At 70.5% G+C, this 24,493-nt stretch carries 23 protein-coding genes and 1 pseudogene; 10 read left to right on the top strand and 14 right to left on the bottom strand.

Going from position 1 to position 24,493, the window contains the following annotated elements; genetic code table 11:
- Positions 1–1,395, top strand: a 1,395-nt coding sequence (locus AB0B66_RS34180; protein WP_360537821.1) for an amino acid transporter, incomplete at its 5' end; no start/stop codon positions are given.
- 28 nt (positions 1,396–1,423) lie between these two features.
- On the opposite strand, the gene AB0B66_RS34175 is transcribed toward AB0B66_RS34180, so the two are convergent.
- The 3 genes and pseudogenes from AB0B66_RS34175 to AB0B66_RS34165 form a co-directional block, all read right to left on the bottom strand.
- Complete coding sequence (locus AB0B66_RS34175) at positions 1,424–3,319, bottom strand: diguanylate cyclase (RefSeq protein ID WP_360537819.1); 1,896 nt, start codon at positions 3,317–3,319, stop codon at positions 1,424–1,426.
- Positions 3,320–3,545: 226 nt separating this feature from the next.
- On the bottom strand, positions 3,546–3,815 hold the full coding sequence (locus AB0B66_RS34170) for a hypothetical protein (RefSeq protein ID WP_360537829.1): 270 nt from the start codon (positions 3,813–3,815) through the stop codon (positions 3,546–3,548).
- A 137-nt stretch (positions 3,816–3,952) separates the two neighbouring features.
- Positions 3,953–4,183: pseudogene (locus tag AB0B66_RS34165) on the bottom strand (hypothetical protein); the annotation flags it as partial.
- 158 nt (positions 4,184–4,341) lie between these two features.
- Between AB0B66_RS34165 and AB0B66_RS34160 the strand changes: the two are divergent.
- Both AB0B66_RS34160 and AB0B66_RS34155 read left to right on the top strand, forming a co-directional pair.
- Positions 4,342–4,998 carry a peptidylprolyl isomerase gene (locus AB0B66_RS34160; RefSeq protein ID WP_360537825.1) on the top strand — a complete coding sequence of 219 codons (657 nt, stop codon included), beginning with the start codon at positions 4,342–4,344 and terminating at the stop codon, positions 4,996–4,998.
- A 507-nt stretch (positions 4,999–5,505) separates the two neighbouring features.
- Positions 5,506–6,360 (top strand): DUF4240 domain-containing protein, encoded by an 855-nt coding sequence (locus tag AB0B66_RS34155; protein ID WP_360537817.1) that lies wholly within the window; start codon positions 5,506–5,508, stop codon positions 6,358–6,360.
- Between the two features lie 211 nt (positions 6,361–6,571).
- Here the strand turns inward: AB0B66_RS34155 and AB0B66_RS34150 are convergent, their stop codons facing one another.
- Positions 6,572–7,294, bottom strand: coding sequence for a hypothetical protein (locus AB0B66_RS34150; RefSeq protein WP_360537815.1), 723 nt, complete (start codon positions 7,292–7,294; stop codon positions 6,572–6,574).
- Between the two features lie 103 nt (positions 7,295–7,397).
- Between AB0B66_RS34150 and AB0B66_RS34145 the strand changes: the two genes are divergently transcribed.
- The 3 genes from AB0B66_RS34145 to AB0B66_RS34135 all read left to right on the top strand — a co-directional run bounded on the left by AB0B66_RS34145 (position 7,398) and on the right by AB0B66_RS34135 (position 9,308).
- Positions 7,398–7,985 carry an HIT family protein gene (locus AB0B66_RS34145; protein WP_360537813.1) on the top strand — a complete coding sequence of 196 codons (588 nt, stop codon included), beginning with the start codon at positions 7,398–7,400 and terminating at the stop codon, positions 7,983–7,985.
- A gap of 160 nt (positions 7,986–8,145) precedes the next feature.
- A complete protein-coding gene (locus AB0B66_RS34140) occupies positions 8,146–8,439 on the top strand; it encodes a hypothetical protein (protein ID WP_360537811.1) in 294 nt (97 codons plus the stop codon).
- Between the two features lie 194 nt (positions 8,440–8,633).
- Positions 8,634–9,308, top strand: a complete 675-nt coding sequence (locus AB0B66_RS34135; protein WP_360537809.1) for a hypothetical protein — start codon at positions 8,634–8,636, stop codon at positions 9,306–9,308.
- Between the two features lie 44 nt (positions 9,309–9,352).
- Here the strand turns inward: AB0B66_RS34135 and AB0B66_RS34130 are convergent, their stop codons facing one another.
- The 9 genes from AB0B66_RS34130 to AB0B66_RS34090 are packed head-to-tail and all read right to left on the bottom strand — an operon-like array spanning position 9,353 to position 19,046.
- Complete coding sequence (locus AB0B66_RS34130; protein ID WP_360537807.1) at positions 9,353–9,925, bottom strand: isoprenylcysteine carboxylmethyltransferase family protein; 573 nt, start codon at positions 9,923–9,925, stop codon at positions 9,353–9,355.
- Between the two features lie 55 nt (positions 9,926–9,980).
- On the bottom strand, positions 9,981–10,760 hold the full coding sequence (locus AB0B66_RS34125) for a hypothetical protein (RefSeq protein ID WP_360537805.1): 780 nt from the start codon (positions 10,758–10,760) through the stop codon (positions 9,981–9,983).
- Positions 10,757–12,133 (bottom strand): CATRA conflict system CASPASE/TPR repeat-associated protein, encoded by a 1,377-nt coding sequence (locus AB0B66_RS34120; protein ID WP_360537823.1) that lies wholly within the window; start codon positions 12,131–12,133, stop codon positions 10,757–10,759. Before AB0B66_RS34120 ends, AB0B66_RS34125 begins: the two co-directional genes overlap by 4 nt.
- The gene (locus AB0B66_RS34115; RefSeq protein WP_360537804.1) at positions 12,133–12,456 is read right to left on the bottom strand and encodes a CATRA system-associated protein; all 324 of its coding nucleotides are present in this window, start codon (positions 12,454–12,456) and stop codon (positions 12,133–12,135) included. Before AB0B66_RS34115 ends, AB0B66_RS34120 begins: the two co-directional genes overlap by 1 nt.
- Complete coding sequence (locus AB0B66_RS34110; RefSeq protein WP_360537802.1) at positions 12,449–15,205, bottom strand: CHAT domain-containing tetratricopeptide repeat protein; 2,757 nt, start codon at positions 15,203–15,205, stop codon at positions 12,449–12,451. Before AB0B66_RS34110 ends, AB0B66_RS34115 begins: the two co-directional genes overlap by 8 nt.
- Positions 15,206–15,242: 37 nt before the next feature.
- Positions 15,243–15,800 carry a DUF2510 domain-containing protein gene (locus AB0B66_RS34105; protein ID WP_360537800.1) on the bottom strand — a complete coding sequence of 186 codons (558 nt, stop codon included), beginning with the start codon at positions 15,798–15,800 and terminating at the stop codon, positions 15,243–15,245.
- On the bottom strand, positions 15,800–16,552 hold the full coding sequence (locus AB0B66_RS34100; protein WP_360537798.1) for a PP2C family serine/threonine-protein phosphatase: 753 nt from the start codon (positions 16,550–16,552) through the stop codon (positions 15,800–15,802). Before AB0B66_RS34100 ends, AB0B66_RS34105 begins: the two co-directional genes overlap by 1 nt.
- On the bottom strand, positions 16,549–17,250 hold the full coding sequence (locus AB0B66_RS34095) for a VWA domain-containing protein (protein ID WP_360537796.1): 702 nt from the start codon (positions 17,248–17,250) through the stop codon (positions 16,549–16,551). Before AB0B66_RS34095 ends, AB0B66_RS34100 begins: the two co-directional genes overlap by 4 nt.
- Positions 17,251–17,270: 20 nt before the next feature.
- Positions 17,271–19,046, bottom strand: coding sequence for a hypothetical protein (locus AB0B66_RS34090; RefSeq protein WP_360537794.1), 1,776 nt, complete (start codon positions 19,044–19,046; stop codon positions 17,271–17,273).
- A 275-nt stretch (positions 19,047–19,321) separates the two neighbouring features.
- On the opposite strand from AB0B66_RS34090, the gene AB0B66_RS34085 reads away from it, so the two are divergent.
- From AB0B66_RS34085 to AB0B66_RS34070, 4 genes are all read left to right on the top strand, one after another.
- A complete protein-coding gene (locus AB0B66_RS34085) occupies positions 19,322–20,644 on the top strand; it encodes a macro domain-containing protein (protein WP_360537792.1) in 1,323 nt (440 codons plus the stop codon).
- Positions 20,641–21,069, top strand: coding sequence for a CATRA system-associated protein (locus AB0B66_RS34080; RefSeq protein WP_360537790.1), 429 nt, complete (start codon positions 20,641–20,643; stop codon positions 21,067–21,069). Before AB0B66_RS34085 ends, AB0B66_RS34080 begins: the two co-directional genes overlap by 4 nt.
- The gene (locus tag AB0B66_RS34075; protein WP_360537788.1) at positions 21,062–22,630 is read left to right on the top strand and encodes a CATRA conflict system CASPASE/TPR repeat-associated protein; all 1,569 of its coding nucleotides are present in this window, start codon (positions 21,062–21,064) and stop codon (positions 22,628–22,630) included. Before AB0B66_RS34080 ends, AB0B66_RS34075 begins: the two co-directional genes overlap by 8 nt.
- Before the next feature lie 176 nt (positions 22,631–22,806).
- Positions 22,807–23,274 (top strand): nitroreductase/quinone reductase family protein, encoded by a 468-nt coding sequence (locus AB0B66_RS34070; RefSeq protein WP_360537786.1) that lies wholly within the window; start codon positions 22,807–22,809, stop codon positions 23,272–23,274.
- 310 nt (positions 23,275–23,584) lie between these two features.
- Here the strand turns inward: AB0B66_RS34070 and AB0B66_RS34065 are convergent, their stop codons facing one another.
- Complete coding sequence (locus tag AB0B66_RS34065) at positions 23,585–24,247, bottom strand: hypothetical protein (RefSeq protein ID WP_360537784.1); 663 nt, start codon at positions 24,245–24,247, stop codon at positions 23,585–23,587.
- Between the last annotated feature and the right edge of the window lie 246 nt (positions 24,248–24,493).

Raw genomic sequence — 24,493 nt, 5'->3', positions numbered from 1 at the left:
GCGATCCCGCTGGTCGCGGTCTTCCTCGGCCTCAACGCGATCATCGCGGTGTACGGCCTGGTCGAGGTGTTCACCACGCCCGGCGCGTGGTCGGGCTGGACCGACGCGCTGACCAGTGGGGGAGGCGGGTTCGGCGGCGTGATGGGCCCCGCGATCCTGGCGTTTCCGCTGCTGGTGCTGGGCCTGTCCGGCTTCGAGACCGGCGTGAGCATGATGCCGCTGGTCAAGGCCGACGGCGGTGACGCGAGGGTCCGGCTGGTGTCCCGGATCGGCAACACCCGCAAGCTGCTCACCGCCGCCGCGCTGATCATGTCGGTGTACCTGCTGGCCACCAGCTTCGTCACCACCGTGCTCATCCCCGCCGAGCAGTTCGCCGAAGGCGGGGCCGCCAACGGCCGGGCCCTGGCCTACCTCGCGCACGAGCACCTCGGCGAGGGCTTCGGCACGGTCTACGACATCAGCACCATCCTCATCCTGTGGTTCGCGGGCGCGTCGGCGATGGCCGGTCTGATCAACATCGTGCCGCGCTACCTGCCCTCGTACGGCATGGCCCCCGAGTGGGGTCGCGCCGTGCGGCCGGTGGTGCTGGTCTACACGGCCGTCTGCATCGGCGTGACCATCGCCTTCGGGGCCGACGTCGAGGCGCAGGCCGGGGCGTACGCCACCGGCATCCTGGCGATGATGGTCTCCGGCAGCATCGCCGTCACGATCTCCGCCTGGCGGCACCGCCGCCGCAAGGCCACGACCGGCTTCGCCGTGCTCACCCTGATCCTGCTGTACGCCCTCGGTGAGAACATCCACGAGAAGCCCGACGGCATCGCCATCTCGGCCATGTTCATCGCCGCGATGGTGGTGATCTCCCTGATCTCGCGCATCACCCGCACCACCGAGCTGCGCGTCGAGCACATCGAGTTCGACACCCGCGCCCGGCAGTTCGTCACCGAGACCCTGGACTACGACGGCGCCATCAACCTCATCGCCAACCGTCGCCAGTCCGGCGACGTCGGCGAGTACGCGGCCAAGGAGGCCGAGCAGCGCGGCATGAATCCGGTGCCGGGCGGGGCCGACGTCATGTTCCTGGAGATCGACGTCGTCGACCCGTCGCAGTTCACCAATGTGCTGCACGTGACCGGTGTGCAGGTCGGCAACCATCGTGTGCTGCGCGCGGCCGCGCCGGCCGCTCCCAACGCCATCGCAGCGATCCTGCTCACCCTGCGTGACACCACCGGCGTACGCCCGCACTGCTACTTCGAGTGGTCCGAGGGCTCGCCGCTGACCCACTTGTTCCGGTATCTGCTGCTCGGCCGCGGCGACACCCCGCCGGTGGTACGTGAGATCCTGCGGCAGAGCGAACGCGATCCGGCCCGGCGGCCCGGCATCCACGTCGGCGGCTGAACAGCCGGGAGCGCCCCCGGCGCAGTGGTCAGGTGGGCGGGGTCGAGCCGCCGGCACCCGTGTACAGGGACACCCCGGAACCGTTGCGCTTGGCCTGGTACATCGCCTCGTCGGCCTGCCGCAGCAGGGTGTCGAACGCGGTGTCGGTGCCGACGGCGACGCCGATGCTGGTCTGCGCCTGCACGGTGCTGTCACCGTCGAGGCAGGCCGTGCGGCCCACGCCTTCGAGTAGCCGGTTGGCCGTGCGCACGGCGGCGTCGGCCGTGCTGTCGCGCAGCAGGACGACGAACTCGTCGCCGCCGAGCCGGGCGACCAGGTTGTCGTGGCGCACCAGCTGCCGCAGCCGCTGCGCGACGGCCATCAGCAGCCGGTCGCCGACATGGTGGCCGAACCGGTCGTTGACCTCTTTGAAGCCGTCGAGGTCGAGCAGCAGCACGGCGTTGCTGCCCTGCGCCCGGTCGTCGTCGCCGAGCTGTTCGTTGAGCAGTGCGCGGTTGGCCAGGCCGGTGAGGCTGTCGTGGGTCGCCTGGTGGCGCAGCCGCCGCTGGAGGTCCTTGGCTTCGGAGACATCCCGCAGGTTGATTACGATTCCGCCGACCGACGGGTCTTCCAGCAGGTTCGTGGAGATCAGTTCAAGGTGCTTGAGGGTGCCGTCGCGCAGCCGCACCTGAAGGTCGTCGCGCTGGGGGGACCGGCCGTAGAGGGGGGTCAGCCACTCCCGGGTGCCGTCGGGATGGCGGGCCGTCAGCACGTCGCGCGCGGGTCTGCCTTGCGCTTCCTGCGGCGAGATGCCCAGCACCGTACGGGCCGACGGGCTGGCGTAGGCGATCTCGCCCGCGCGGTCGACGACCAGCGTCACGTCGGAGGTGTTCTGCACCAGTGAGCGGAAGCGCCGTTCCTGCGCGCTGAGCGTGGTCATGGTCGTGTCAAGCTGGTCGATCAGGCGCTCGTTGTCCGTCGCGGTGATCTTCTGCCGTACCGTGACCAACGCGGTGATCAGCGCCATCCCAGCGATGACACCCCAGGTCGCGCGGGTCAGTCCATCCCGCCAGAGCTGCGCGATCAGCAACACCTGGGCGGCCGCCACGGCGAGGTACGGCAGCGTGGCGCTGATCCGCCGCGGCGGCGTCAGCGGGCGGCCGACAGTGTGCGTGAGCTGCTCGACCTGAGGCGTGATCGCGAGCAGCGCCCCCGAGACCAGTTTCAAGGTGAACAGCAGCCGCGTGTCGGGCTGGGGGCCGGTCAGCCCGTCGGTGGCGATGCCGATGGACAGCAGGAGCAGCGCCGACGTGCCGGTGGCGGCGGTCGCGGGGGTGAACGGAGCCGACCCGCTGAGGATCAGCCGCACCATCGCGAATGCCGACGCCACCAGCACGCCGCTGGCCAGCAGCGTCAACAGCAGGTCGACCTCGTCGACCGGCCGTGCTCCGGTGCTGTGGGCGAGTGCCCAGGTGAACACGGCAACGCTGCACATCACGGTGGCCGCGTCCAGGCCGATACGGAGCCGCTGGCGTCCGGCCACGTTCAGGGGCCAGGTCAGCATGGGCCAGGTCACTGCCGCGAAGCCCGCAGTCGCCAGCGCCTTGGTGATCAGCATCGGCGTCGGCGCGTCGGGCCAGGCGCCCAGCCCGGGCAGTATCTGCACGATCGACCCGGTCGTCAGGAACGTGCCGCCGATCGCCGCCCAACGCCAGAAGGCGCGGGTGCGGGGATCCGTGGGCGTGCTGCGCCGGGCCTGTTGAAGCGAGCCCAGGGCGTTCGCCATGTACAGCACGCACAGCGCCCCGTACATCGCCGGACGTGGACGCGGGCCAAGCTCGACCAGCAGTCCCGCAGTCGCCGTGAACGCGATGATCCCCAGGATCACGGTCCACGCGAATCGGCGCCTCTCCCGTCCGGCCGAGGCCGAAGGCGTGCTCGACATGGGCGTCCACCCTTCGGCGCAGGACGTTGACGAGCGCGGCAGTCGGGTACCGGCTGGGTCGTGGAATGCCGCCGCGTAGAACAGCGCGAAGCTGCTCTACGCCATCACCATAATCCTGAGGTCAGGCCACTGCCGCGGGCGCCGTTCAGCGCGATGAAGCCGACTCCCTGTGGCATGAACATAGCTTTCGGGCCGATTCAGCCTCCTTGCGACATTTTCGTGCGGGTCAGCCGCCGGTGTGGCCGTCGCCGGTGAAACAGTAGTGTTCGCCCAGGGGCATCGTCGCCTGCCCGACCCTGGCGAGGACACCGGTCGCCAGATCGAGGACGGTCAGTTCCGCGAGGCTGCCGGGTTCCGTCTCGTGGATGTCGCGGACGGCCGCCGGCGCGGTGAGCACAGCCAAGGTCCTGCCATCCGGCGACCATCCGACCAAGCGGTAGGCCGACGGCTGGGCCGGCGCATAGTCGCGGCGCTGCCCGGTGACGAGATCCAGCACGACGATGTCGGTGGCCCCGCCGCGCGGGTCGCCGATCGCGACGAGCCGCCCGTCCGGGGCGAGCCTGGTCTGGGCGTGGACCCATTCGCCGTCGGCCGCGAGTGCGCCGCGTCCCTCGGCCAGGTCGAGCGCAGGTACGCGGCCGGTTCGCGCACTTCGTCGCGGCGGGTGCCCTCGAGCCGGAACCAGTCGGCGAAGACGTCCTGGACGACATCCTCGGCGGCGGCGAGGCTGCCTGTCGTCACGTAGGCGAGGCGTACCAGCCCTGGGTATTCGTGGGCGTACACATCGCCGGGGGCACGCTGTCGTACCTCATCCACCTGCACATCCTGCCTGGCGCACGAGAACCCGAATCGGTTCCATGCCATGCGGCTCCGGTTCGGGACGTGTGCGCCGTGGTGCTTCCGAACTGCTGAACCGGAAGATTTGATGTATATCTTTCGATATGCGAACCCATCTGATCCGGTTCACCATCACCGGACTAGTCGCCGGCCTGCTCGCCGCCACGGCCCCCGCCACCCCCGCCATGGCCGACCCGGCGCCCCGGACCACCAAGGGCCCCTGCCAGTACGCCGAGACACCCGACGATCCGCCGGCCCGGCCGGTCGGGCTGCCCTTCGATCCGCGACACCAGCAGACCTGGAACACCCACGTCGTGCTCAAGACCAGCCACGGCAAGATCACGATCACGCTGGACGCCGCCAAGGCACCCTGCACCGTCCAGAGCTTCGAGCACCTGATCCTGCACCGGTTCTACAACGGCACCAACTGCCACCGGCTGACGGCGTACCCGACGCTCAAGGTGCTGCAGTGCGGAGACCCGTCCGGCACCGGCAGCGGTGGCCCCGGCTACCGGTACAAGGACGAACTGCCCACCGACCTGCCGCCCGTGCCCGACCGGCCCGACCGCGTCTACTACCCGCGCGGCACCCTGGCCATGGCCAACGCCGGACCCGACACCAACGGCAGCCAGTTCTTCCTGGTCTACGCCGACTCGATCCTGCGCCCCAACTACACCGTCTTCGGCACCATCGACGAAGCCGGGATGGCCGCACTGGACACGATCGCCGCCGGCGGGATCCAGTCGACACCCGAAGACCCCGCACCCGTGGACGGTGCGCCCGCGCTGACCGCCGACATCCAGCGCGCCTGCGTACACCTGTTCCCACTGCCGTTCTGCTGACCGGACCCGAGCTGCACCGACAGGCAGATGTCCCCGCTGTGCTCGACCTTGGTTCCGAGCGCAGCGGGGCATCTGGGCCGGACGATCGGCGTCGGCTTGCTGGAAAGGCAGTGGCTACGAATCCTGCTCGGCACTGCAGGCAGTCCGCCTCGTACGCCGGCGGACGAGGGCGCAAAATTGACGGCGACCAGGCGGTGCCGATCGTCCATGCCGGCGCGGCCAGCCAGAGGCCGTGCGATTGGCGCAGCGGTTCCGGCACCCAGCCGGGAGAGGTGTAGCGGATCACGGCCACGGCTGTGGCGGCCCAGAGCACGCGTTGGCACGCAGGTGCAGCCCGCCCAGCCGCCACGGTACGCGTCGCAGGGCGAGCGACCTGTGCACATCATCGGCAGCACCGAACCATCGTCTTTGCTCGATATCGGTGGATCGGTCCGGTGCGTGCGCGGTGCCGTCCACGCAGGCCGCGCGTGGACCACAAGTAGGTCGAGAGGTTGGCATACTGTCGCGGTGGAGATCGATGGGTTCTGGACGATCGTGGATCAGGCCCGTGACGACGCGGGCGTCACGACAGGTCCCTTCGACAACACCGCGGTCGCCGAAGCGCTGATCGCGCGGCTGGCAATGTTGTCGCATGACGAGATCCTCGACTTCGACGACCTCCTGGGCGACGTGACCGCGCGGCTGGACACCTGGAACGTGGCCGTCGCGTGCCAACTCATCACCGGTTACATCTCCGACGACTTCTACTCGTCGTTCAGGGCTGGTCTGGTCGGCTTGGGACGTCGGACCGTGGAGCAGATCTTCGCCGACCCCGACTGCCTGGCCGGGCATCCGGTCGTCATCGACATCGCCGAGGGCCGTCGCGAGCGGATGTCACTTGAGAGCGAGGAGCTGCTTTTCGCAGCGTCGTCGGCGTATGCCCAGATCAGCGGCGGCGACGAGGACGCCTTCTGGGACGCGGCCGATGCCCGCCATGAGGCGGGACGGTCCGGCGAGGTTCTGCGGCGGGACTGGGAACCCAGCGCCGACGACGCCGAGCGCGTCGTCGAGCGACTGCCACGCCTATCTGCGCTCCTGCCTCCGGGACGATGGGAGTCCGAACCGAAACCGGCCAAGGCGGCGCCGCAGCCTGATCCCCACGAACGCTGCCCGCTGTGCGGTAATGCGTTGACCGCGCACTCGGTCGGATCGAGCAGCCGCCGCGACGACGGGACGATCCTCACTCGCGAGTTTCGTCGGTGCATGGACTGCTCGCGGATGGTGGAACGCACCAAGCACGTTGACAGCTGGGATGCGTGGCGCGAGACAGATCCGGCCGAACATGATCACTTGGTGAGGGTGCAGATCCTGCTTGCCCTTTGAGCCTCGTCACGGCCCGTAGCCCGGCAGCCACGGGAGGCGTTCGATCCGATCGAACTCTTCATCGGCTACCAGCTGCATCAGCCGCGCCGACCGACGGTCGGACACGCCGTTCATATGCCGTGGCGAACCGTCCCCACGGTAGTCGCTCCGCTCGGGTGGACTTTCGATGCCACTTGTTCGGCCTTCACGTGCGCCGCCTTGGGGGAGTAGGTCAGGAGCCAGGCAGCAGTTCGGCGGGCATCGGCATCACATCGCTCGCGGGCGGCGCGGTCACTTCGACGGGCCGGCCGTACTGGTAGGTCGCGCTCATGGTCACACCGGGCGCGAACGCGCTCATGTCGATGCGGATGCCGGCAAGGTTTCCGTCGGTGTCGGTGGTCGCCGTGAACGGCACGGCGCTGAGCTTCTCGGCGAGGGCGCCGGACAGGTTCGGGTCGGCGGTCGGCGACTTCGTCATGTCGAGATGACCCCGGAAGCCGGTCGCGCCGCTGGGCTCCACCTGGACCACCGCGTTGATCAAGTTCATGATCCCGCCGGGGTTCGTGGGGTTGGCGATGTCAAACGTGCTGCCTTTGACCCGATCCGCAGTCGTGTGCATCCATTTCCCGTTCGACAGCTTCTTCATCCCACTCATCTTCAGCCAGACATCGTCTCCGATGGCGATGAGGTGGATGTCGGAGTTCTTGCCGGCCATGGTCATGACCCCTTCGACCTCGGCCCTCCGATTTTTGGGGTCCATGCGACCGGTGGCGGAGAACTGGCCTGGCAATGACATGGTGAAGGCGATGGGCTTGGTGGTCAGCGCAGCGGTCGCGGCGGCGAAGGACTTGGTCGCGTCGGCGGGCGCGGCCGTCGTGGCGGCCGGGCTGCCGCCGGATCCATCGGCAGCGGCACAGGCCGTGAGGCCGAACAGTGCCGCGGCGGCAATGGTCATCACTGCACCAGCCATACGACGGTTCACCTGGCGACTCCCATTCAGCGTAGATCGTTCTCGCGTCGGCGACTATACGTGCCGGTGGAGGTTCGTGGGTGTCGCCATGGTCAGCAAGGCCGACCCACCGCAGCGGATGCCGAGCCAGGCCGCCGTCCTCCAGAGATGGGCCGTGTTCTGGAATTCGCCGGGTTGTCACGCCGACCCGCTGTTGCCTACCGTGCCGATCATGAACTGCTGGGTCTGCGACAACAACGACCGGATTGACGCGCTGCCGACGTGGGAGCGGATCGCGGCGGACGAGTATTGGCGGGTGGCGCATGCGATCGATACTGCACTGCCCGGATGGCTGGTCCTCATCCCGCGCAGGCATGTCACCTCCATCGCCGAAATGACCGATGCTGAAGCCGCGGACCTCGGCGCCTGGCAGGGGCGCCTGTCCCGTGCGCTGGTGGCGGTGACCGGGTGCGTGAAGACCTACGTGGTGCAGTTCGCCGAGAAGGAAGGCGTCAGCCACGTCCACTTCCATGTCATCCCACGGATGGCTGAACTTCCCGACGATCGGCGTGGCGTTGGGGTGTTCGGATACTTGGACCCCTCTCCCGAACTGCGTGTCGGTGACGAGCGCAAGAGCGAACTCACGCTGGCTCTGCGGGCACGTCTCCGGTCGGCGGGAGTGCCGCTCAGCCCATAGCCGCTCATGCGCCACGGCGATGTGGATGGTCGCCTGATGGCGGGCGGCAAGTTCGTCGAATCACGCGGCCCGGAAGCGATCCCCATCATCGGCTCTCTGCCGTCGGCTGCCCACTGACCGGTTGATGGCGCGGTTTTGAACCGTTGGCTACGCTGCGTCGATGTTGTTTGTGGATGGGCAGTCCAACGAGCGGCTCGTGCTCGACGGAGAGTGGTTCGAGAAGTTGCACGGCGGCCAGTCGAAGACCCGGGTGCCATCATCGTCGTTTCGTAGCGTGACCTGGCAGGACATCGACCGCCGGGTGCGGCTGTTCAGCAGCGAGCGCGAGCAACTGGTCTCGGTGATGCTGTCGTTCGAGGGCGGCCCGTTCGTCGGCTTCGTCGCGCCGGCCGACAAGCGCCCGCAACTCGAGGCCATCGTCGCCGGCCTTGAAGTTGCCCGCACCACAACCTGAGCGGCAGGCGCACGGAGGGCGCCGCCCACGTCAACGGTGGGCGCTGAGCTCGGCGTAGCCGATGCAATGCTCATTCATGAGCGCGGTGGCGTCCTTGCCCTGTGTCTGCAACGCAAGGATCAACACGTTGATCGCGTCCCACGACCAGTGCGGCAGGGTGATGGACGCCGACCCCCACCGACCGAGGAATGCCCATGGATTTCGACGCCGTTGTGAGTGAGTCTGTTCCCGCCCTGGTGGTCGCCGTCGTCTCGATCGTTCTCGGCGGAGCGCTCGGTGGATGGATCACCTCCCGATGGGAGCTGGCGAAAAAGCGACGCGAGACGGACCTGGCCGCGGCGGAGGCGTTCTTCGCGGTGCACGGCGAGTTCTACGGCATCTGGCAGGAGTGGAAGGGCGTACGCCATTGGCCCGGTTTTCCGGACGAGGTCGAGCGCGAGCGGCACCGGTGGGAGTTGTTCGCACGATCGGCAGCGGCGCAGTCTCGCGTCGAGGCACTGGTGACGAAGCTGGCAACCGAACGCACGCTCACCGACGACGAGCGCACGCTGATCGGCTGTTACCGGCAGGCATACCGCACCCTGAGCAAGTGCATCGAGACAGGGATCTCGCTCGGAGTGCCGCTGCAGCGCCGGCCCGACGGCCGGGTGCTGGACTCCAGCTATGAGGTGTGGGACCGTTCGGGCGCACCGACCTACGTCACCTTCAAGGAGCTCGCCACGGCGGTCGGTGCGCTGCTCGCCCGCCCCGGTGTCACTCCGTCGAAGGAGCACGCCATGAAGTCGATGCGGGCGATCACCGCAAACCGCTATGAGCGCCCGCACTGGGTCGTGCAGGCCCGCGAGGTCCTCGGCCGCGCGACGCGATGACCGCACCCGCTCCGGCTGCGCTGTGGGGAACCGAGCGCCGTCGGTCACCAGATGAACGGGATCAGCCGTGCGCGGGTCGCAGCGTATTCGCGGTAGGCCGAGCCGAGATCGCGCAGCAGTGCCCGCTCTTCGACCGTGATCCGGTGGACCAGGCCGGCAGCGGCCGCGGCGATCACCACGACCTCGGCCAGCCAGTTCGCGAGCAGCAGTCCGATGCCCGCGCTCACCAGCAGGAGCCCGGCGTAGCCGGGGTGCCGGATGACCCGGTACGGTCCCGTGGCGATCACGGCCTGGTCGCCGCTGGTCTGCACGGTGAACGTGAAGTACCTGCCGAGTGTCCTGATGCTCCAGATTCGCAGCGCCATTCCGCTCACCAGCAGCCCGAACCCGATCCAGCCGAGCGCCGCGCTCGGCGGTATCGCTGCCGCCGGCATATACCTGGCGACCGCGGTCGCCGCGATGACGCCGGCGCCGATGGCGAACACGACCACTCGGCGACTGCCTCTATCGGCAAGGTTCGCCTCGGCGCGGACCACGCGCGACTGGCGCACCTCCACCACCGCCCAGGCCAGGCCGAGGGTGATCAGCACGACGCGGGCGGCCATCGACAGGGGCACGCGCCGACGATACTTGATCTCTTCGGCCGTGGTCTCGGAAAGGCCCGGGGCGACCTCAGCGCAGCAGCATCATCAGCCACATGGCGGCCAGGCCCCCACCTACCGCGTACGGCGCCAGCCGGGTCAGTGTCGTGGTCACCGTACGCAGGCGCAGCGGGCGCCCCACTCCGCTGAGGCCGTTCAGCGCCTCGACCATGGCGGCCTGCTTCGCCCGCGCGACAGGGGCCAGCAGCGCCGTCATCTCACCGGCCACCCGGCGGGCCGGATCGGCGTTCAGGTACGCCCACCACGCCGCGCGCTGGCGGCGGTTGTAGCGCTCGGTGTAGACCAGGTACACCAGGGCGACGCAGCTGACCGCGCTCGGCACGAGGATGCTGGACAGGCGGGGCCGATCCCCGGCCAGCACCAGCATGGTGGCGGCCGCGCATGCCGCTGCTGTGCCGAGGCGGGCCGGTGCCCCGATTCGGGGCGGGTCGGCCCGGACGAGGGCTTCCATCGCGGCGGCTACGCGGCCCGCCGGTGCGACGATCAGCTGGTCGACCTGCACCCCGGCCTGGCGCCACCGGTCGCGCAGGTGTCGGTCGCCGGCCAGCAGGCGGACGATCTCATGCCCGTACCCGCCCACGAGGATGGCGATGTTGACCCGGGCGCTGTCGGGTTCGCCGCGCCCCCAGAGCCGCCACGCGAAGACCGCCAGCAGCGTCGTCTCCATGGCCAGGAACACCATCGTGGGCAGCCGCAGCAGGTACAGCCCGACGGTGGACACGACCAGCAGCCCGCCGATGCCGATCAGGTTGCGGCGGAAGGCCGCCGAAAGTTCGGGGTCGGTCATCATCGCCTGCTCCTCCTCCTGCCGAACCGCCACCATGCCACCGCTGCCACCGCCGCCGTGACGGCACCGGCCGTCGCCGCCACCGGAGCCGGCCGTCCCCACACCCCGTACGCGGCGGCCGCGGTGACCGCCCAGGTGGCGGCCGCTGCCAGCACGAGTTCGGCGGCCGCGCGCCACGCCCCGCGGCGGGGGCCGGCCGGGGCAGTGGCCAGCGGCAGCACCAGGGCCAGGGCGGCCGCCGCGGCTATCACCGGCAACCGCAGGTCCGGGTGCGGCCGCCACGGGTATGAGAACGCGTCTATGGCGCTCAGCGCCACCACCAGCGCGCCGATGAACGCGGCCTGCACGACGACCGCGAAGCTGTTGCGGACCACCTGCTCCTGGGCGATCCGGTCCAGCCGCCGCTCGGCCATGCTGATCAGGGTGTCCAACCGCGACGACGTGGACGCGGTCAGCGCGGACCGGTCGGATAGCGAGGTCAGGTCCGCGGTGAAGCGGAGCAGGTCCTGGTGCAGCGGACCCTGCCGGGCGGCTTCCGGCGCGCGGGTGAACATCAGCAGGCCGAGGCTTTCCAGCACGGCGCGCAGACCCAGCCGGGTGTCGGCGATGGCGGCCTGGGTCAGCGCCAGGGCGTCGGCCCGCTGCCGGGCCTGTCGCACCAGTTCGTCGGAGCCCGCCGGGTCGGGGAGTTCGAGCAGGGCGTCGGCGTGCCGGTGCAGCCACTCGCGGTGCGAGTCGTGCCCGGCGGCGGGGCCGTCGAGTCGCCGCATCCCGTGCCGTGCCTTGGCGTACTCCTCCAGGTAGCGTGGCAGCGGTGGCGCGGTGGTGTCGCCGCTGGGCCACAGCCAGCTGTCGGCGTGGGCCTCGTGCGCGCGCGGGGCGGTGACGATCAGGTAGCGGACGGCCTCGTCGGTGGTGTCGGCCTCCCACAGCAGGACGCCGTTGCCGAGGTCACCGGGTTCCGACAGCCGGCCCTGCACGGGTAGGTGCCGCGTCAGGGTATGGCGGTTGGGCGGCGCGCCGCGGTGCAGCGCGTAGAGGACACGGATCTCGAGCAGGCAGCTGTCCAGGCCAGGCTGGGTGGCCGCGGCGCGCCATCTCGCGTCCAGGGCGAGCCACGAGTCCAGGGCGGTTCCGGCTGCCGGGGCCAGGCATACCGACACGACCGTCAGCTCCGCCCGCCGGCGGTGGATGGCCTCGAAGATGCCGGGCGGTGACTTGGCGAACAGGGTGTCGGTGATCGGGGCGTCGGGTGCCTCGGTCTCCTGAAGTTCCAGGTCGTGGGCTGCGGCCGCGACGCGCGCGAGGTAGCCGTCCTGCGATGGCAGCGCGAAGCAGTGCACGTGCAGGGCGTGTGCGGTCAGCGCCGGAGCCATCACCACCGCCACACGATCAGCCGTTCGAGCAGGAGGGCGCTGAGCCGCTTGAGGCGTTCGGGCGCGGCGACCTTGGGTGGCGCAGTGGGCGCGTTGGCCGATGCGGGACGGCGGGCACTGGCCTCCTGGCGCCGGTGTCCGACGATCGTCTCGAGACCCAGCACCGCGGCGTCGACCTCGGCCCGGTCATGGCGGTCGAGGGCACCGGCCAGCCTGTCCAGCTGCTGCTCGACCTGGGCCCAGGCGGGGACCGAGAGCTGCCAGAGCGGCAGCCGGCCGAGCAGCAGGACGGCCTTGGTGACAGCCTGGTCGGCGTTATCCATGCGCGGTGTCCTTTCGGGGTCGGTTTCCGGTCGCACTTGTGCTGACCAGTACGTATGCGGCCCAGGTGGTGGCGGAGAGGAGGGTGCCGTCGTCGACGGCCGACCGTGCCTCGCGCAGCGCCTGCGCGGGGGTCTTGCCGCAGGACAGGTGGCGGTGGAAGTACCGCATGAATCTGGTGGACGACGCGTCGGGGACCTCCCACAGGGTCAGCAGGGCCGCGTCGGTGCCGGAGGCGAGCACCGAGCGGTAGAAGCCGACCAGCCCCTCGCCGGCCCGTGGGGTGCCGTACGCGGTCGAGCACGCCGAGAAGATGACCAGCTCCGAATGCAGCCGTATACGCGCGAACTCGAAGGCGTACATGGACGGGTCGCCGTCGGGTGCCGGGGCGAGACTAAGCCGTGAGTACTGGGGCTGGTCGGCTACACCGGCGTGGCAGGCGAAGTGGACCAAGCGGGCTCGGGGGGCGTGTGCGTGCACGGCTTCGGCCGTGGCCGGGGGACCGATGAACGCGAGGGATCGGGGTGCGAACCGGTGCACCGCCTCGGCGATCTCCTGCTGCGGTCCGGACAGATCCGGGTCGGCGGGCGCGAATCCGACGAGATCCAGCTCAGGCCGGTGCCCGGACCGGGCCGCTGACCCGAACCGGACCAGCGTCGTCGCTGACGGCACGTAGCTGCTGGTCCAGCGCGCGGTGAACCGGCCGTGCGGTAGTGGCAGCAGCTCGAACGGCAGGCAGGCCAGCGCCCCGCCGGGGGAGAACGCCACGTGCTCGACCCCCTGTAGCAGCGGCAGGATCGGCTCCAGCAGCATCCCGCCGAGGGCCGTGAGGTGCTCGGCCAGGTCCGGATAGTCGAACGGCCGCTCTGCTTCGTCGCGTACCGTCGTCACCAGGTCCTGCAGTTGCTGGGCGGTTACCGGCAGCGGCACCATGCTCGCGGCGTGGCTACGGATCACCCAGCAGTACGTGCGGGCGTCGGTGGGTTCGTACAGGACGAAGGCCGTGCCGCAGTCGAGGACTGCGCGCACCTGCTCGACGGTGGCGGCGGTCGGTGCGATGAGGTCGGCCAGGTCCGACGTGGAACTGCTCAGCTTCAGCCGGAGTGTTTCGGCCTGGTGCTCCAGGTCGGCGCAGCGTTGCTGGAGTTCGGCGAGTTCGGCCTTGGTGGCGTCCGCCTTGGCCGCAGCGGTGATCATGTTTCGTGCCTGCCCGGCGCGGCGCAGTAGCTGCTGCTCGGCCACCAGCAGCCGCCGGGTCTGCGGGTCGTGGACGCCGTCGGACATGCTCAGGGCGGAAAGGCTGCGAGCCAGGCTCCGTGCCCGCATGCCGTCGGCGACCGCGAACGCCTCGTCGAGGTCGGCGGGTCGATCCATCCGGGTGGACCGTTCGTAGAGGGCGTCCATGAGGTGCTGGTACACCGACGCCCCGGATGCGAACTGGAACTCCACGCTGGGCTCCTCGCCCAGCGCCCGCCGGGTCTGTTCGGAGACCGAGCGGGCTTTCTGCAGCGTGTCGACGGCCTCGTCGAGGCGGTCGTTGAGCAGCATGGCGAAGCCCAGTGCCGCGTACAGCTCGCGCAGATCAGCGAGCACCCCGGAGGTCTGCGGGTACAGGGACAGGGCCTGGCGCAGCAGGGTCTCCGCCGCGGCGCCCTGCCCCAGGTCCAGGTGGGCGAGTGCCGCCGCGAGCGGCGGGTACAGGTCCCGATTGTCGTGGAAACGGCCGGTCGTGGGCACGGCCATCGCCTCCTGGGCCAGCCGCAGAGCCCGGTGGGGGTCGGTCGACCGGGCCAGCTGCGCGCGGATCGCCAGGTACTGCCGCAGGGGCGTGGTCAGTCGCTGGCGGCGGGCGATGTCGATCGCGCCCGCCAGAAGCCGGTCGGCTTCGGTGGTCTCGCCCTTCATCTGCAGGGTGTTGGCGAGGTTCGCCATCGCGTTGGCGGTGGTCGCACCGTCGGGCTGGAAGGCGAGGAATCCTTCCAGCGCCTGTCGCTGGTAGGTGATGGAGCGCTCGAAGTCGAGTTGGTTGGCGTAGATCTGGCCGATGTTGGCCAGGCACATGGTGCGCTCGAACGACGGGCACGGCAGCGCTCCGGACTGCTCGAGCCGGCCGAGGGCGGCCAGCGCGTCGAAGAACACCCGCAGTGCCCGCGGGTAGTCGAAGTGGTGGGCGTAGTGGAAGCCGAGGTTCTGCTGCACTCCCGTCCGCACCACCGGCGAGGTGCCGGGCAGTTCGAGGGCCCGCCGGTAGGCGTCGTACGACTCGGCGCGCTGCCCGCGCAGTTGCAGTGTCTCACCGAGGTTGGACAGCGTGATGGCCACCGAGTCGGCAGGCTCGTCGTTGAGCAGCGCGATGCGCAGCGAGTCGCGCTGGCAGTCGTAGGCGGCGTCGAGGTCGCCGAGCGGTGTGTAGACGGTGCCGAGCAGGCTCTGCACCACGCCCGTGTCGGTGGAGTCGGCGCCCGTCAGGTGGCAGGACTCCTTGCGGGCCTGTTCGAGGTGGGCGCGGGCGGGCACGAGCCGGCCCAGGGAGTACGCGGTCTTGCCGAGTTCGCGGTGCACGTCGAGCTGCGCCACGGCCCACCGCTGTCGTTCGTCGGCGGGTGCCAGCCATCCGGGGCCGCCCGCCAGCAGTTCGGCGGCTTGTTCCAGCAGCCGGTAGGCGGTCTCGTACTGCTGCTGCTGAACCAGGCTCATCGCCTGCCGGGCGAGGTCGAACGCTCGGGTGTATCGGTCGTCGCGGCCGAACATGCGGCATCCTCCGGGGGTGGGTGTGTCCACTGGCGGTTCAGAGCGGGTCGGTCATGACGACGCCGGCGTTGGCGACGTGCTCGGTCCAGGCGTGGCCGTTCCAGTAGCGCTGCATGTAGCGGCCGGTCGGGTCGTTCTGCCAGGAGGGGCCGACGGGTCCGGTCTGCTGCGGTAGGTGGACCTGCGGGGCGTGGACCTGCTGCGGCGGGGGCTGCTGCCAGCTGAGTGGGCGCACCCGGTTCCAGAGCAGCGACAGCAGCCACCAGTACAGCTTCAGCTGCAGGAATCCGATCAGGTCGATGAGCTTGAACGCCCAGATGACCGGTAGGAAGACGATCGGCACGAGGCAGCCGAAGTCGACCCGGGTGTCGGGTGGGTCGATGGCGTACGGCGCGCTGAGCGCCATGCCCAGCACCAGTGCGATGAGGTACACGGTGACCATCGCGAAGATCGACTCTCCGGTGGACAGCGGCGGGTGAGACGAGCGGTACGCCGACGGCGACGGGGCGCTGTTCAGGTTGACGATGCCGAACAGGATCAGCAGCGAGGCGAAGCCCATGCAGTACGAGCCGAGGACCATCAGGAAGCGGCGCATCACGGTTCCTTTCCAGCGGGCGGGGCGGCGGTGCGGACGGCGATGACGAGGGTCTTGTCGTCACCGCTCTGGTCGTCGACCCGGCTGAGGAAGTCGGCGACGGCGGTGTCGCCCACGGCCGGGTCGCGGGCCAGCCGAGCCGCGTCCTCGAAGAACGGGACGTGGGGGCGGTGGCTGCCCAGATCGGAGAGGATCTTGAACCGCAGCCCGTCGGTGGACAGCGCCACCGAGTCCACCGGTTCGAGGTCCAGGACGTCGACGCGCAGCTGCGCCGATGCCTGGGGAGAGGTGAGGAAGACCGTCTCGTTGGCGTACTCGGTGCGCGCCGGCGGCGACAGCGTGGTGAAGCCGACGGCGTCACCGACGACCGCGATCCCGTCGCCGAGCTGGATCAGGCCCAGCCGCGACGGCGTCAGCACCGCGACGCACAGCGTGCAGGCATAGTCCTCGGCCGGGCGCCGCTCGGCGGCCGCGGCGGCCAGCACCGCGGCCAAGGCCTCGTCGGCGGCCCGCGACAGCCACGCCGCCAGGTCGTCGTCTGGTGGCGGGCCCTTGCGGGCCCACCGCAGGACGGCCTGGACGGCCGCGGTGGCGCCGAGGTCGGCGTGCGGGCGCGAGCCGGCTCCGTCGGCCACCGCCAGGCAGGCCATGGCCGGGTCGAGCAGCCACGCGCTGGCGTCCTGACACGGGTGACCGCTGTGGTGGTGTGCCGTGCCCCGCACACTGGCCCCGACGATCCGCCAGTCCTTCATGCGGTCGTCCAGCCTGTCGCCGGCGGCAGCGGGATCTGCTCGGTCGCCGCGCCGCCGGCGAGTCCCGCCTCACTTCCGGCGTAGGCGTTCGACGTCGACACCGCGCTCAGCGAGCTGGACATCCACTGAAAGAACTCACGGAACTTCAGCCCGTCGAGCATGACCGGGCTGCGGCCGGCCGACAGCAGCCGCAGCCGGTCCAGGTTCGCCTCGCGCCCGACGCCGACCGGGAAGACCGACACGCCCTTGGCAGCCTCGACCTGGCGCAGGTGCTCGGCCGCACCGAAGAACACATAGTCGTCGGTCGGCTCGCCGTCGGTGATGACGAACAGCCATGGCCGGAAGTACTCCAGGCCGGACTGCCGGTACTCGTGCTTGCGTCCTTGGATCAGTTCGAGGCCCATCTGCACCGCCGAGCCCATCGGGGTGTCACCGTTGGCGTGGAAGGTCCGCGGCTGCAGGTGGCGTCCCTCGGTGAACGGCACCTCCAGGCGCGCGCCGCCGCCGAAGGTGACCACGGCGACCTCGGCGCGCTTGCGGGCGAGCTCGTCCTTCTTGATCTCCTCGCAGAAGAGGCCGAACCCGCGGTTGAGTTCGTCGATACGGGCGCCGTTCATCGAGTACGACGTGTCGAGCAGCAGGACGCAGGCGATCCGGGGATCGGGATTGTCCTGGTTGACGCGGGGGTTGAACTCCATCGGTGACCGCCTTCCGGATGTCAGATCGTCTGAGCCGTGGTGTGCCAGGACGTGGGGGTGATGCTGTTCCACAGCTGCGCGAAACTCGCCTTGTGCGCCGAGGCCGTGGCGGAGTGCCGCTCGGCCGCCTCGAAGTCGCCCGTGCGGTAGGACCCGGTGGTGCACCGGCTGATCCGTGCGCGGGCCCACGCCGCGAAGGCCCGGTCGGCGTCGGCGGAGGCCTGCAGCGCCGAGGCGAGCAGGGTGCGCAGCCGCTCACCGTCGCCGACGGCGTGCAGCGGCAGCTGCAGCACGCGGCGGTGGAAGTCGAGGCGGGCCACCGCGGCGGCGGTGAATGCCTGGGCCGCCTGTCCCACGGCCCGGCAGGCCTTGACGTCGTCGACCGCGGCGATCACCCGGGCGCGATGGGCCGACGATTGCCGCAAGATGTCGCGCATCGCGCCGAGCTGTGTCGTCGCGTTCGCCTTGGCACCATCGCCGGGCGACTGCAGCAGCCGGAAGGGCTGGCACAGGCAGAGCGTGACCAGGAGCAGCGCGCAGGCGGCGGCGATCCAGGCGACGATCCGGCCGGTGCGGGCGGGCCGCGGTGCCTGGTAGCCGATCACCATGGGCCACACAGCAGGTGGTGGTGGTGGCGTGTACACCGGATAGCCGGTGGGCGGCGTGACGGCCGCCGGTGGCGTCGGCACCGTGACCGGCGCCGTGGCCGGTGGCAGCGGCACGGTGACCGGCGGTGCGACGGCGGTGGTACCGGCGCTCGCGCACCAGGGGCAGGCGGACAGGCCGGCCGGGTACTGGTGGGCGGGATCCACCGGGCAGTCGGCGAGCTCGCCGGCCAGCCGCCGCAGCGCCGTGATCCAGTCCCGGGCAGTCGCCCGCCGGGCGGGGTCGGTCGCGCCGTTGCCGAAGGTCTGTCGCAGCAGCGCGTCGATGTGGTCGGGCAGCACGGACAGGCCGACCCGGCCAGGACGGGCGGTCAGCTGCCCGCCCGCCCCGACCCAGATGCCGCGGGCGGCCAGCGCCGGTACTGAGGGCTTGTCGCCGGCTGCCGTCCAGACGCCGCGGAACGGGTGCTCGCCGCGCAGCAGCAACTGGTAGATGTGGATCGCGAGGGCGAACAGGTCGCTGGACGGGGCACGGACGGTGGTCGACCAGTCCGCGCCGGCCAGCTCCGGTGGATTCCACTCCGGGCGGCCGACACCGCACAGGAAGACATCCCCGGTGCTCGGGTCGGTGACCTGCATGGAGTCGCAGTCGAGCAAGGTCACCAGGGCGGTCTGCGACACCCGTACGTTGCGCTCGTTGAAGTCGCCGACGACCGTGCCCAGGCTGTGCACGGCGTCAACCGCGTGGGCGAGGTTGAGCGCAGCCTGCACGTGGTAGCGCCAGCCGAAGTCGGCCAGCCATGCCGGCATCGACGGCTCCTGCCGGGTGCTCATGTTGGTCACGGCGTGCAGTTCGACGGTGCGGGCGGTGTCGATGCGCGGCATCACGAACCCGACGACGTGTCCGCGTTCCAGCGCGAGGTCGGTCGGCCAGGCCAGGACGGGATGACCGTTGGCGTCACGCCATCGGGGCGGGTGGGCCACCATCGCCGCGAGCCGGCGGGGCAGGCGCGGGTCGCGGTTCAGCGACGCCGGGAAGTATCGCTTGACGACCTCGGTGTGCGATCCGCGGATCTCGAGGACCTCGGCCTGACCCCCGGCGCCCAACCGGCGGCCGGTCGCCAGAGGCCGGCCCGCACCGGAGGCAAGGCGGCTCATCGCCGTGCCGCCAGGGTGCTCGGCATGCTGCATCGCTGCTCATCGGGCGACCGGTCGAGCCGGGTGACCGCTCGGTTCGGCTCGGGCACCGTCGTGTCTCGACTGGCCGGGTGATCGTGCCGAATGCGGTGTGCGGTCCGGAACATCGGTGTCCACCTAGCGGATCGAAATGTGTTTCCGTGTCGCTGTGGAGTGAATCCGCGACCGGGTTCCCCTTCAATACCCACTACGCTTCCGGTTTGCTTCTGGGTGACCCACCGCTGCGTCGCGATCACCGATCGTGTGGCGATGGGGGAGGGGGTATGTCGATGGCACAGGTACACATCTCGGTGCTGGGGAGGCTGGTCGTCACCGTCGACGACCGACCGGTCGGGCTCGCCCCGCTCACGGCCCGGCTGCTGCTGCGGCTGGTGGCAGCGGAGAGCAGGCCGGTGCCGGTGGAGAAGCTGTACCGCGACGTGTGGGCGGCGGGCGCGGGCGCCCCGGTGGGCCGCTCCGAACGCACCAGCGTCCAGAAGCGCATCGCCGAGTTGCGCCGCGTCCTCGATCCGCACCGGCCGGGCGACTGCTCGACGGTCATCCCGCACGATCGCGGAGCCACGTTCGCCTACCGGCTCGCCCTGGAGCCGTCGTCGGTGGACTTCTGGCAGGTGCTTGAGCTGTCACGCCGGACGGCGGAGGATCCCGCCACCGCGGCCGACAGCGCGACGCGCGGACTGGCGCTGTGGGCCGGCGAACCATTCGAGGACATCGCCGGCGACCGGTTCGCCCAGGACGCCCGCCGCCGCTGCGCCCAGCTGCGCCGCGGCCTGAAGCATGCCCTGCTCAATACCCACCTCGACCGCGACACCGTGGCCGCCGACCGGCTCGCCCAGGAACTGCTCGCCGAAGACCCCGCGGACGAGATCGCCCGGGCGGCCATGGCGCATCTGCAGGCCAGGCTGGCGGCCCAGACCACGCTGCTCGATCACCGCGTGACCCGAGCGCACGTCACGATCGCGGTCGTGGTGGGCGACCTGTTCGCCTGGCCTGCGGACAACCTGGTGGTCGGGTTCAGCGACACCTTCGACACCGACACCCGCGACGAGATCATCATTTCGCGCAACAGCGCCCAGGGCCAGCTGTTGCACCGGACGTTCGGTGGTGACCTGGCCAGGCTCGACCGTGAACTCGAACAGGCCCTCGGCGATCGGGAGCCGGACAAGGTGGAGCCGAGTGAGGACCGGCCCCGGGGCAAACGGCGGCGGTACCCGGTCGGCACGGTCGCGGTGCTGGGCGAGAGGGATCGCAGCATCTTCTGTGTCGCGTACAGCAGGCTCGGCAACGACCTGGTGGCCAGGTCGTCGCTACCGCAGTTGGAGCACAGCCTGGGGCAGCTGTGGCAGGCCGCCTACCTGCACGGCCAGTTCCGCGATGTGACGATGCCGCTGGTGGGCTCGGGCCTGTCCCGCATCCAGGAAGCAGATCACATGGATCTGTTGCGCCTGATCATGAAGACTTTTCTGCGGGCGGCGCGTCTGCAGCCGGTGTGCCGACGGCTGCGGGTCGTCGTCACGCCGAGCCAGGCCCACCAGATCGACGTGTTGCGACTGCACCACGCCCTGTACGAACTGTCCCAGGAGGACCGGTGAGCCACTGGCACGAACAGCGCGAAGCGCCGGACGGCCACTCCGCCCGACGGCAGGCGGACGCCCACGCCACCAGCGCGCCCATGCCGAATCTTTCGGTCACGGACATCATCGAGGACGCGATGTCGGCGGTGACCGCGGCACGCGGGTGGTCGCTGACCCCCGACCGGTGGCCCAAGGTCGACCATGCGCTGGGCGACCTGCAGTCGGCTCTGGACGCGAGGGACTGGCCGGCCGTACGGCGCAAGACCACCGTGCTGGAGCTGCTCTCGCCGACCCGCGCCAACGACGCCGACCGCGGTCGCGAACCCGGCGTGCCCCCACCTCCGGTGACGTGGGACCGCACCGTGCGCCTGATCAGGTCGCTGACGCCGCCGGACCGGGCCATCTCCCCCGACGATGACCGGCGGGGCCGATCCGATGGCTGATCCGGAGCTCGTGATCCATCTCTACGCCGAACTCGACGGACCGGACGCCGAGCCCGCATACGCCGAGCTGACCACCATCTGGCAGCGGTGCCGCGCAGTGCTCGGGCTGACCCTGCCGTTCACTCGCACCGGGCTGGCCGCCGACCCGCCGCCGTTCGCCGGGCTCGCCCCCGCCCGCCGCGGCACGCAGCAACCCCTCGCGGGAGCCAAACACCCGCGCGTCCACGACCAGGCCGTGCTGCGCCGGCTGGAGGGATTCGCGAACCTGTCGGTGGTCCTGACGTCGGCGTCGACAGGACCCGGCTGGGATCACCTGGCCCGGCAGTGGGCTCAGGTCTGCGACGCACCGGACCCGCTGCTGTTCGGCAGTGCCCACATCTACGTCGGGTTCGACGCCGAACCCACCTCCGGCGGCACGGCGCTGCGCCTGGCCGAACCACTCGCCCTCTCCGGACCCGGGCGGTGGTGGTGGGAGCCCACGCTGCTCGCCGACGAGATCGCACTGTGGGAGCCGGGCATGGGTGGCGACCCCGGTCGCCGGCACCGCGACCTGCTGCTGATCGGCACGCCGGCAGGCGAGCCGGCAATGAGCGCGCTGGCCTGGTCGGACGCCACCCCCCAGATCCCCCCGCTGGGACGCTACCTGCTGTATGCGGCGACGGTCCGTCACCATGTCCGAGTGTGGCAGGACGTCGAGGAACGATCCCCGGCCCGCGGCGGGCGACCGGCCGGCCCGCAGCAGACCCGATCGGATCTCGCCTTCCGGCGCGATGCCCTGGTCGACCTGCGCCTGAACGTCGAACGCGCGAAAAGCAACATGGAAGGCGCTGTGCGGCCCGCTGTCGCGGGCGGCCCCGTCGACGACGACAACCGAGTCGCCGGCTGGCTGGCGACCGTCGTCGAGGACGAGATCGCCGACGTGACCGCCGCCGACACCCGGCTGGCGCGAACCCCGACCCGTGACCCCGCTGAAGGAGCCCGCGTGAACCACACCCGCCAGGTGTTCGTCATCCATGGTCGCGACGAGCAGGTGCGCCGCGCCGTGTTCGGTTTTCTCCAGGCGCTCGACCTGCGGCCGCTCGACTGGGAGGAGCTGGTCGGGGCCACCGCGCAGACCACGCCGTTCCTGGGCGACGTGCTGACGAAAGCGTTCGAGGTGGCCCAGGCGGCGGTGGTGCTGCTCACCCCGGACGACGGCGCTGTGCTGCATCCACGCCTGCGCGGTGCCCGCGAGGAGACCTACGAGACGCGCCTGACGGGCCAGGCGCGCCCCAACGTCATCTTCGAGGCGGGGATGGCGATGGCGCGGTTCCCGCAGCGGACGCTACTGGTCGAGTTCGGCCGGCTGCGCCCGTTCGCCGACATCGGAGGGCGCAACACGATCAGGTTCGACGGCACACCCGACAGCCTCAACAAGTTCGTGCAGCGGCTCCGGTTCGCCGGCTGCGACCCGAACACGACCGGCAACGGCTGGCTCGACCCGGACCGGTTCGCCGGCCTGGACGTGTACGACCGTGACTTCACCGAGGTGAGCAGCCCGGCTCCGGATGGGGCCGGATAGACGGATCCGCCGTCGCGACGAGTCCGCCGGCGCCCCGGATTCGGCATGCGGGTAGCTGTTGCGCCGCCGGGAACGCCTGTCCGCCCTGCGGGCTCGCCATCATGTCAGATTTCTTTGACATGACGGCGATCTGAGGCTACCTTCGACATGTCAATAATGTTTGACATGGCTGCCTGATGGGAGTTGGTATGGCGCGGGCGATGCTCCCGCCCCGGTGGGTCATCCGCACAGCATGGCGGATCCACCGAGGCATCTACCGCCTCAGCGGCGGACGTATGGGACTGTCCCGTCCGAAGCCGGGCGGCTGGGGCACCCTGCGGCTCACCACCATAGGGCGCCGCAGCGGTCGCGAGCGCGCCGTGATGGTCGGCTATTACGAAGACGGCCCCAACCTCGTCACGATGGCCATGAACGGCTGGGGCGCCCCCGAACCTGCCTGGTGGCTCAACCTGCTCGCCAACCCGGACGCGACGGCGGAACTCAACGGCGAGCTGCGCCACGTGACCGCCCGCGCCGCGGTGGGTGACGAAAGGCGGCGTCTGTGGGACCACTGGCGCACCATCGACACGAACCTGGACGATTATGCCGCTCGCCGGCCCAGGGAAACCACGGTCGTGGTGCTCGCACCGCGCAGCACGCGCTGAGGATGTCCGGACACGACCGCTGTCCCGCCTGACGGCGGCTGGCAGCACGTCTCCGCCCAAGCCGTAGGCGGCCATTGGCCGGACGGCGTCACCGTCGGGCCATCCGCGGCGTTGACACCCTGAGCAGTCGAAGTGCGACGATCGGGGTGGTCATGCGGTTGAGCATCCGCAACCAGTTCGACGGCGAGATCGTCGATCTCGCCCGCGGCAAGTCCACCGATGTCAGTGTCGCCGCCGTCTGATCACCAGCCATCGGCCTGATCACCAGCTGGCGGCCAGGTGGTGTCCAGCGGCCGGGTCGCGGGGCGGCTCAGTCGGTTGGTGGCGGGATGACTCCCACCGCAAGGCGCAGTCGTTGGTCGGGGTGCTCTGCCAGGCCCAGCCGTGCGAGGCTGAACGCGACCGGATCGGCTACCGAGCCGTCCAGCGCCGCGAGCCCGCCGACGAGCCGGGCACCGGCCGTGGTGTGATCGTCGCTCGCGGCGACCGACGCGAACGATCCCAGTGCCACCGCGGCGCACCCGAGCAACAACGCGGGAAGACCCGGCACCGACCGAACCAGCTCGCCCAACGGCTCCGGCAGTTCGTCCGCGAAGGCCCTCGCCAGCACCATCAGCGGCAATGCCGCGCCGGCCAGGGTCAGTAGGACACCGCAGATCCGAAGCGTCGATGCGGCGACCGGACGCGTGAGCAACCCGGCGTCGATCAGCCGTGCGCGTGCCGCGCCGACTTCTGCCCGGGTCAGCGCGCGTTCGCGGACGTCGCGGACCAGAACCGGCCGTCCCCCGCCGAGCTCGGCGATGATCGCAAGGACCGCGGCGTGAACCGGGTCGGTGGGGGTGGTGGTGCCGTGCAGTCGCACCGTCCCGCCGTGGCGTGCGTACGCGCCGGTGATCACTGCTTTCGCGGTCTTGTCCGGCACGGCGAGCGTGACGTGCCCGTGCAGGTCGAGCACCGCGAGCGCGGAGTCCACGGGCTCGCGGTCACGTGGGCGGGACAGGACCGCCACCTCCGACAGCGTCAGCGAGCCGGGTGCCGGGACCGGACCCGCGACGACCGGGGACCGGGCGCGCCGCCACGCGTACGCGGTGACGGCGACCAGGGCGAGGAGCAACGGGACGAAAATCCATAGCACCATGCCGTTCTATCAATGCCGTGCCAGCGTCTCAGTAAGGAGGGCGGGGCCCCGGCCCGGTCAGGCCGAGGTCGTGCTGCCCTG

The organism is Catellatospora sp. NPDC049111 (assembly GCF_040648615.1).
In the GTDB taxonomy this organism is placed as follows: Bacteria; Actinomycetota; Actinomycetes; order Mycobacteriales; family Micromonosporaceae; genus Catellatospora; species Catellatospora aurea.
Note: the sequence above shows the minus strand (reverse complement) of the source record. Positions and strands in the feature narration are given on the sequence as shown.

Excerpts from the sequence above, each read along its gene's own strand:
- AB0B66_RS34095 (WP_360537796.1), bottom strand. The coding sequence starts at position 17,250 with ATGGAGTTCAACCCCCGCGTCAACCAGGACAATCCCGATCCCCGGATC.
- AB0B66_RS34090 (WP_360537794.1), bottom strand. The coding sequence starts at position 19,046 with ATGCAGCATGCCGAGCACCCTGGCGGCACGGCGATGAGCCGCCTTGCC.
- AB0B66_RS34105 (WP_360537800.1), bottom strand. The coding sequence starts at position 15,800 with ATGCGCCGCTTCCTGATGGTCCTCGGCTCGTACTGCATGGGCTTCGCC.
- AB0B66_RS34100 (WP_360537798.1), bottom strand. The coding sequence starts at position 16,552 with ATGAAGGACTGGCGGATCGTCGGGGCCAGTGTGCGGGGCACGGCACAC.
- AB0B66_RS34125 (WP_360537805.1), bottom strand. The coding sequence starts at position 10,760 with ATGATGACCGACCCCGAACTTTCGGCGGCCTTCCGCCGCAACCTGATC.
- AB0B66_RS34175 (WP_360537819.1), bottom strand. The coding sequence starts at position 3,319 with ATGTCGAGCACGCCTTCGGCCTCGGCCGGACGGGAGAGGCGCCGATTC.
- AB0B66_RS34135 (WP_360537809.1), top strand. The coding sequence starts at position 8,634 with ATGGATTTCGACGCCGTTGTGAGTGAGTCTGTTCCCGCCCTGGTGGTC.
- AB0B66_RS34145 (WP_360537813.1), top strand. The coding sequence starts at position 7,398 with ATGGTCAGCAAGGCCGACCCACCGCAGCGGATGCCGAGCCAGGCCGCC.
- AB0B66_RS34070 (WP_360537786.1), top strand. The coding sequence starts at position 22,807 with ATGGGAGTTGGTATGGCGCGGGCGATGCTCCCGCCCCGGTGGGTCATC.
- AB0B66_RS34075 (WP_360537788.1), top strand. The coding sequence starts at position 21,062 with ATGGCTGATCCGGAGCTCGTGATCCATCTCTACGCCGAACTCGACGGA.
- AB0B66_RS34120 (WP_360537823.1), bottom strand. The coding sequence starts at position 12,133 with ATGGCTCCGGCGCTGACCGCACACGCCCTGCACGTGCACTGCTTCGCG.
- AB0B66_RS34110 (WP_360537802.1), bottom strand. The coding sequence starts at position 15,205 with ATGTTCGGCCGCGACGACCGATACACCCGAGCGTTCGACCTCGCCCGG.
- AB0B66_RS34115 (WP_360537804.1), bottom strand. The coding sequence starts at position 12,456 with ATGGATAACGCCGACCAGGCTGTCACCAAGGCCGTCCTGCTGCTCGGC.
- AB0B66_RS34140 (WP_360537811.1), top strand. The coding sequence starts at position 8,146 with ATGTTGTTTGTGGATGGGCAGTCCAACGAGCGGCTCGTGCTCGACGGA.
- AB0B66_RS34160 (WP_360537825.1), top strand. The coding sequence starts at position 4,342 with ATGGCCGACCCGGCGCCCCGGACCACCAAGGGCCCCTGCCAGTACGCC.
- AB0B66_RS34085 (WP_360537792.1), top strand. The coding sequence starts at position 19,322 with ATGGCACAGGTACACATCTCGGTGCTGGGGAGGCTGGTCGTCACCGTC.
- AB0B66_RS34150 (WP_360537815.1), bottom strand. The coding sequence starts at position 7,294 with ATGACCATTGCCGCCGCGGCACTGTTCGGCCTCACGGCCTGTGCCGCT.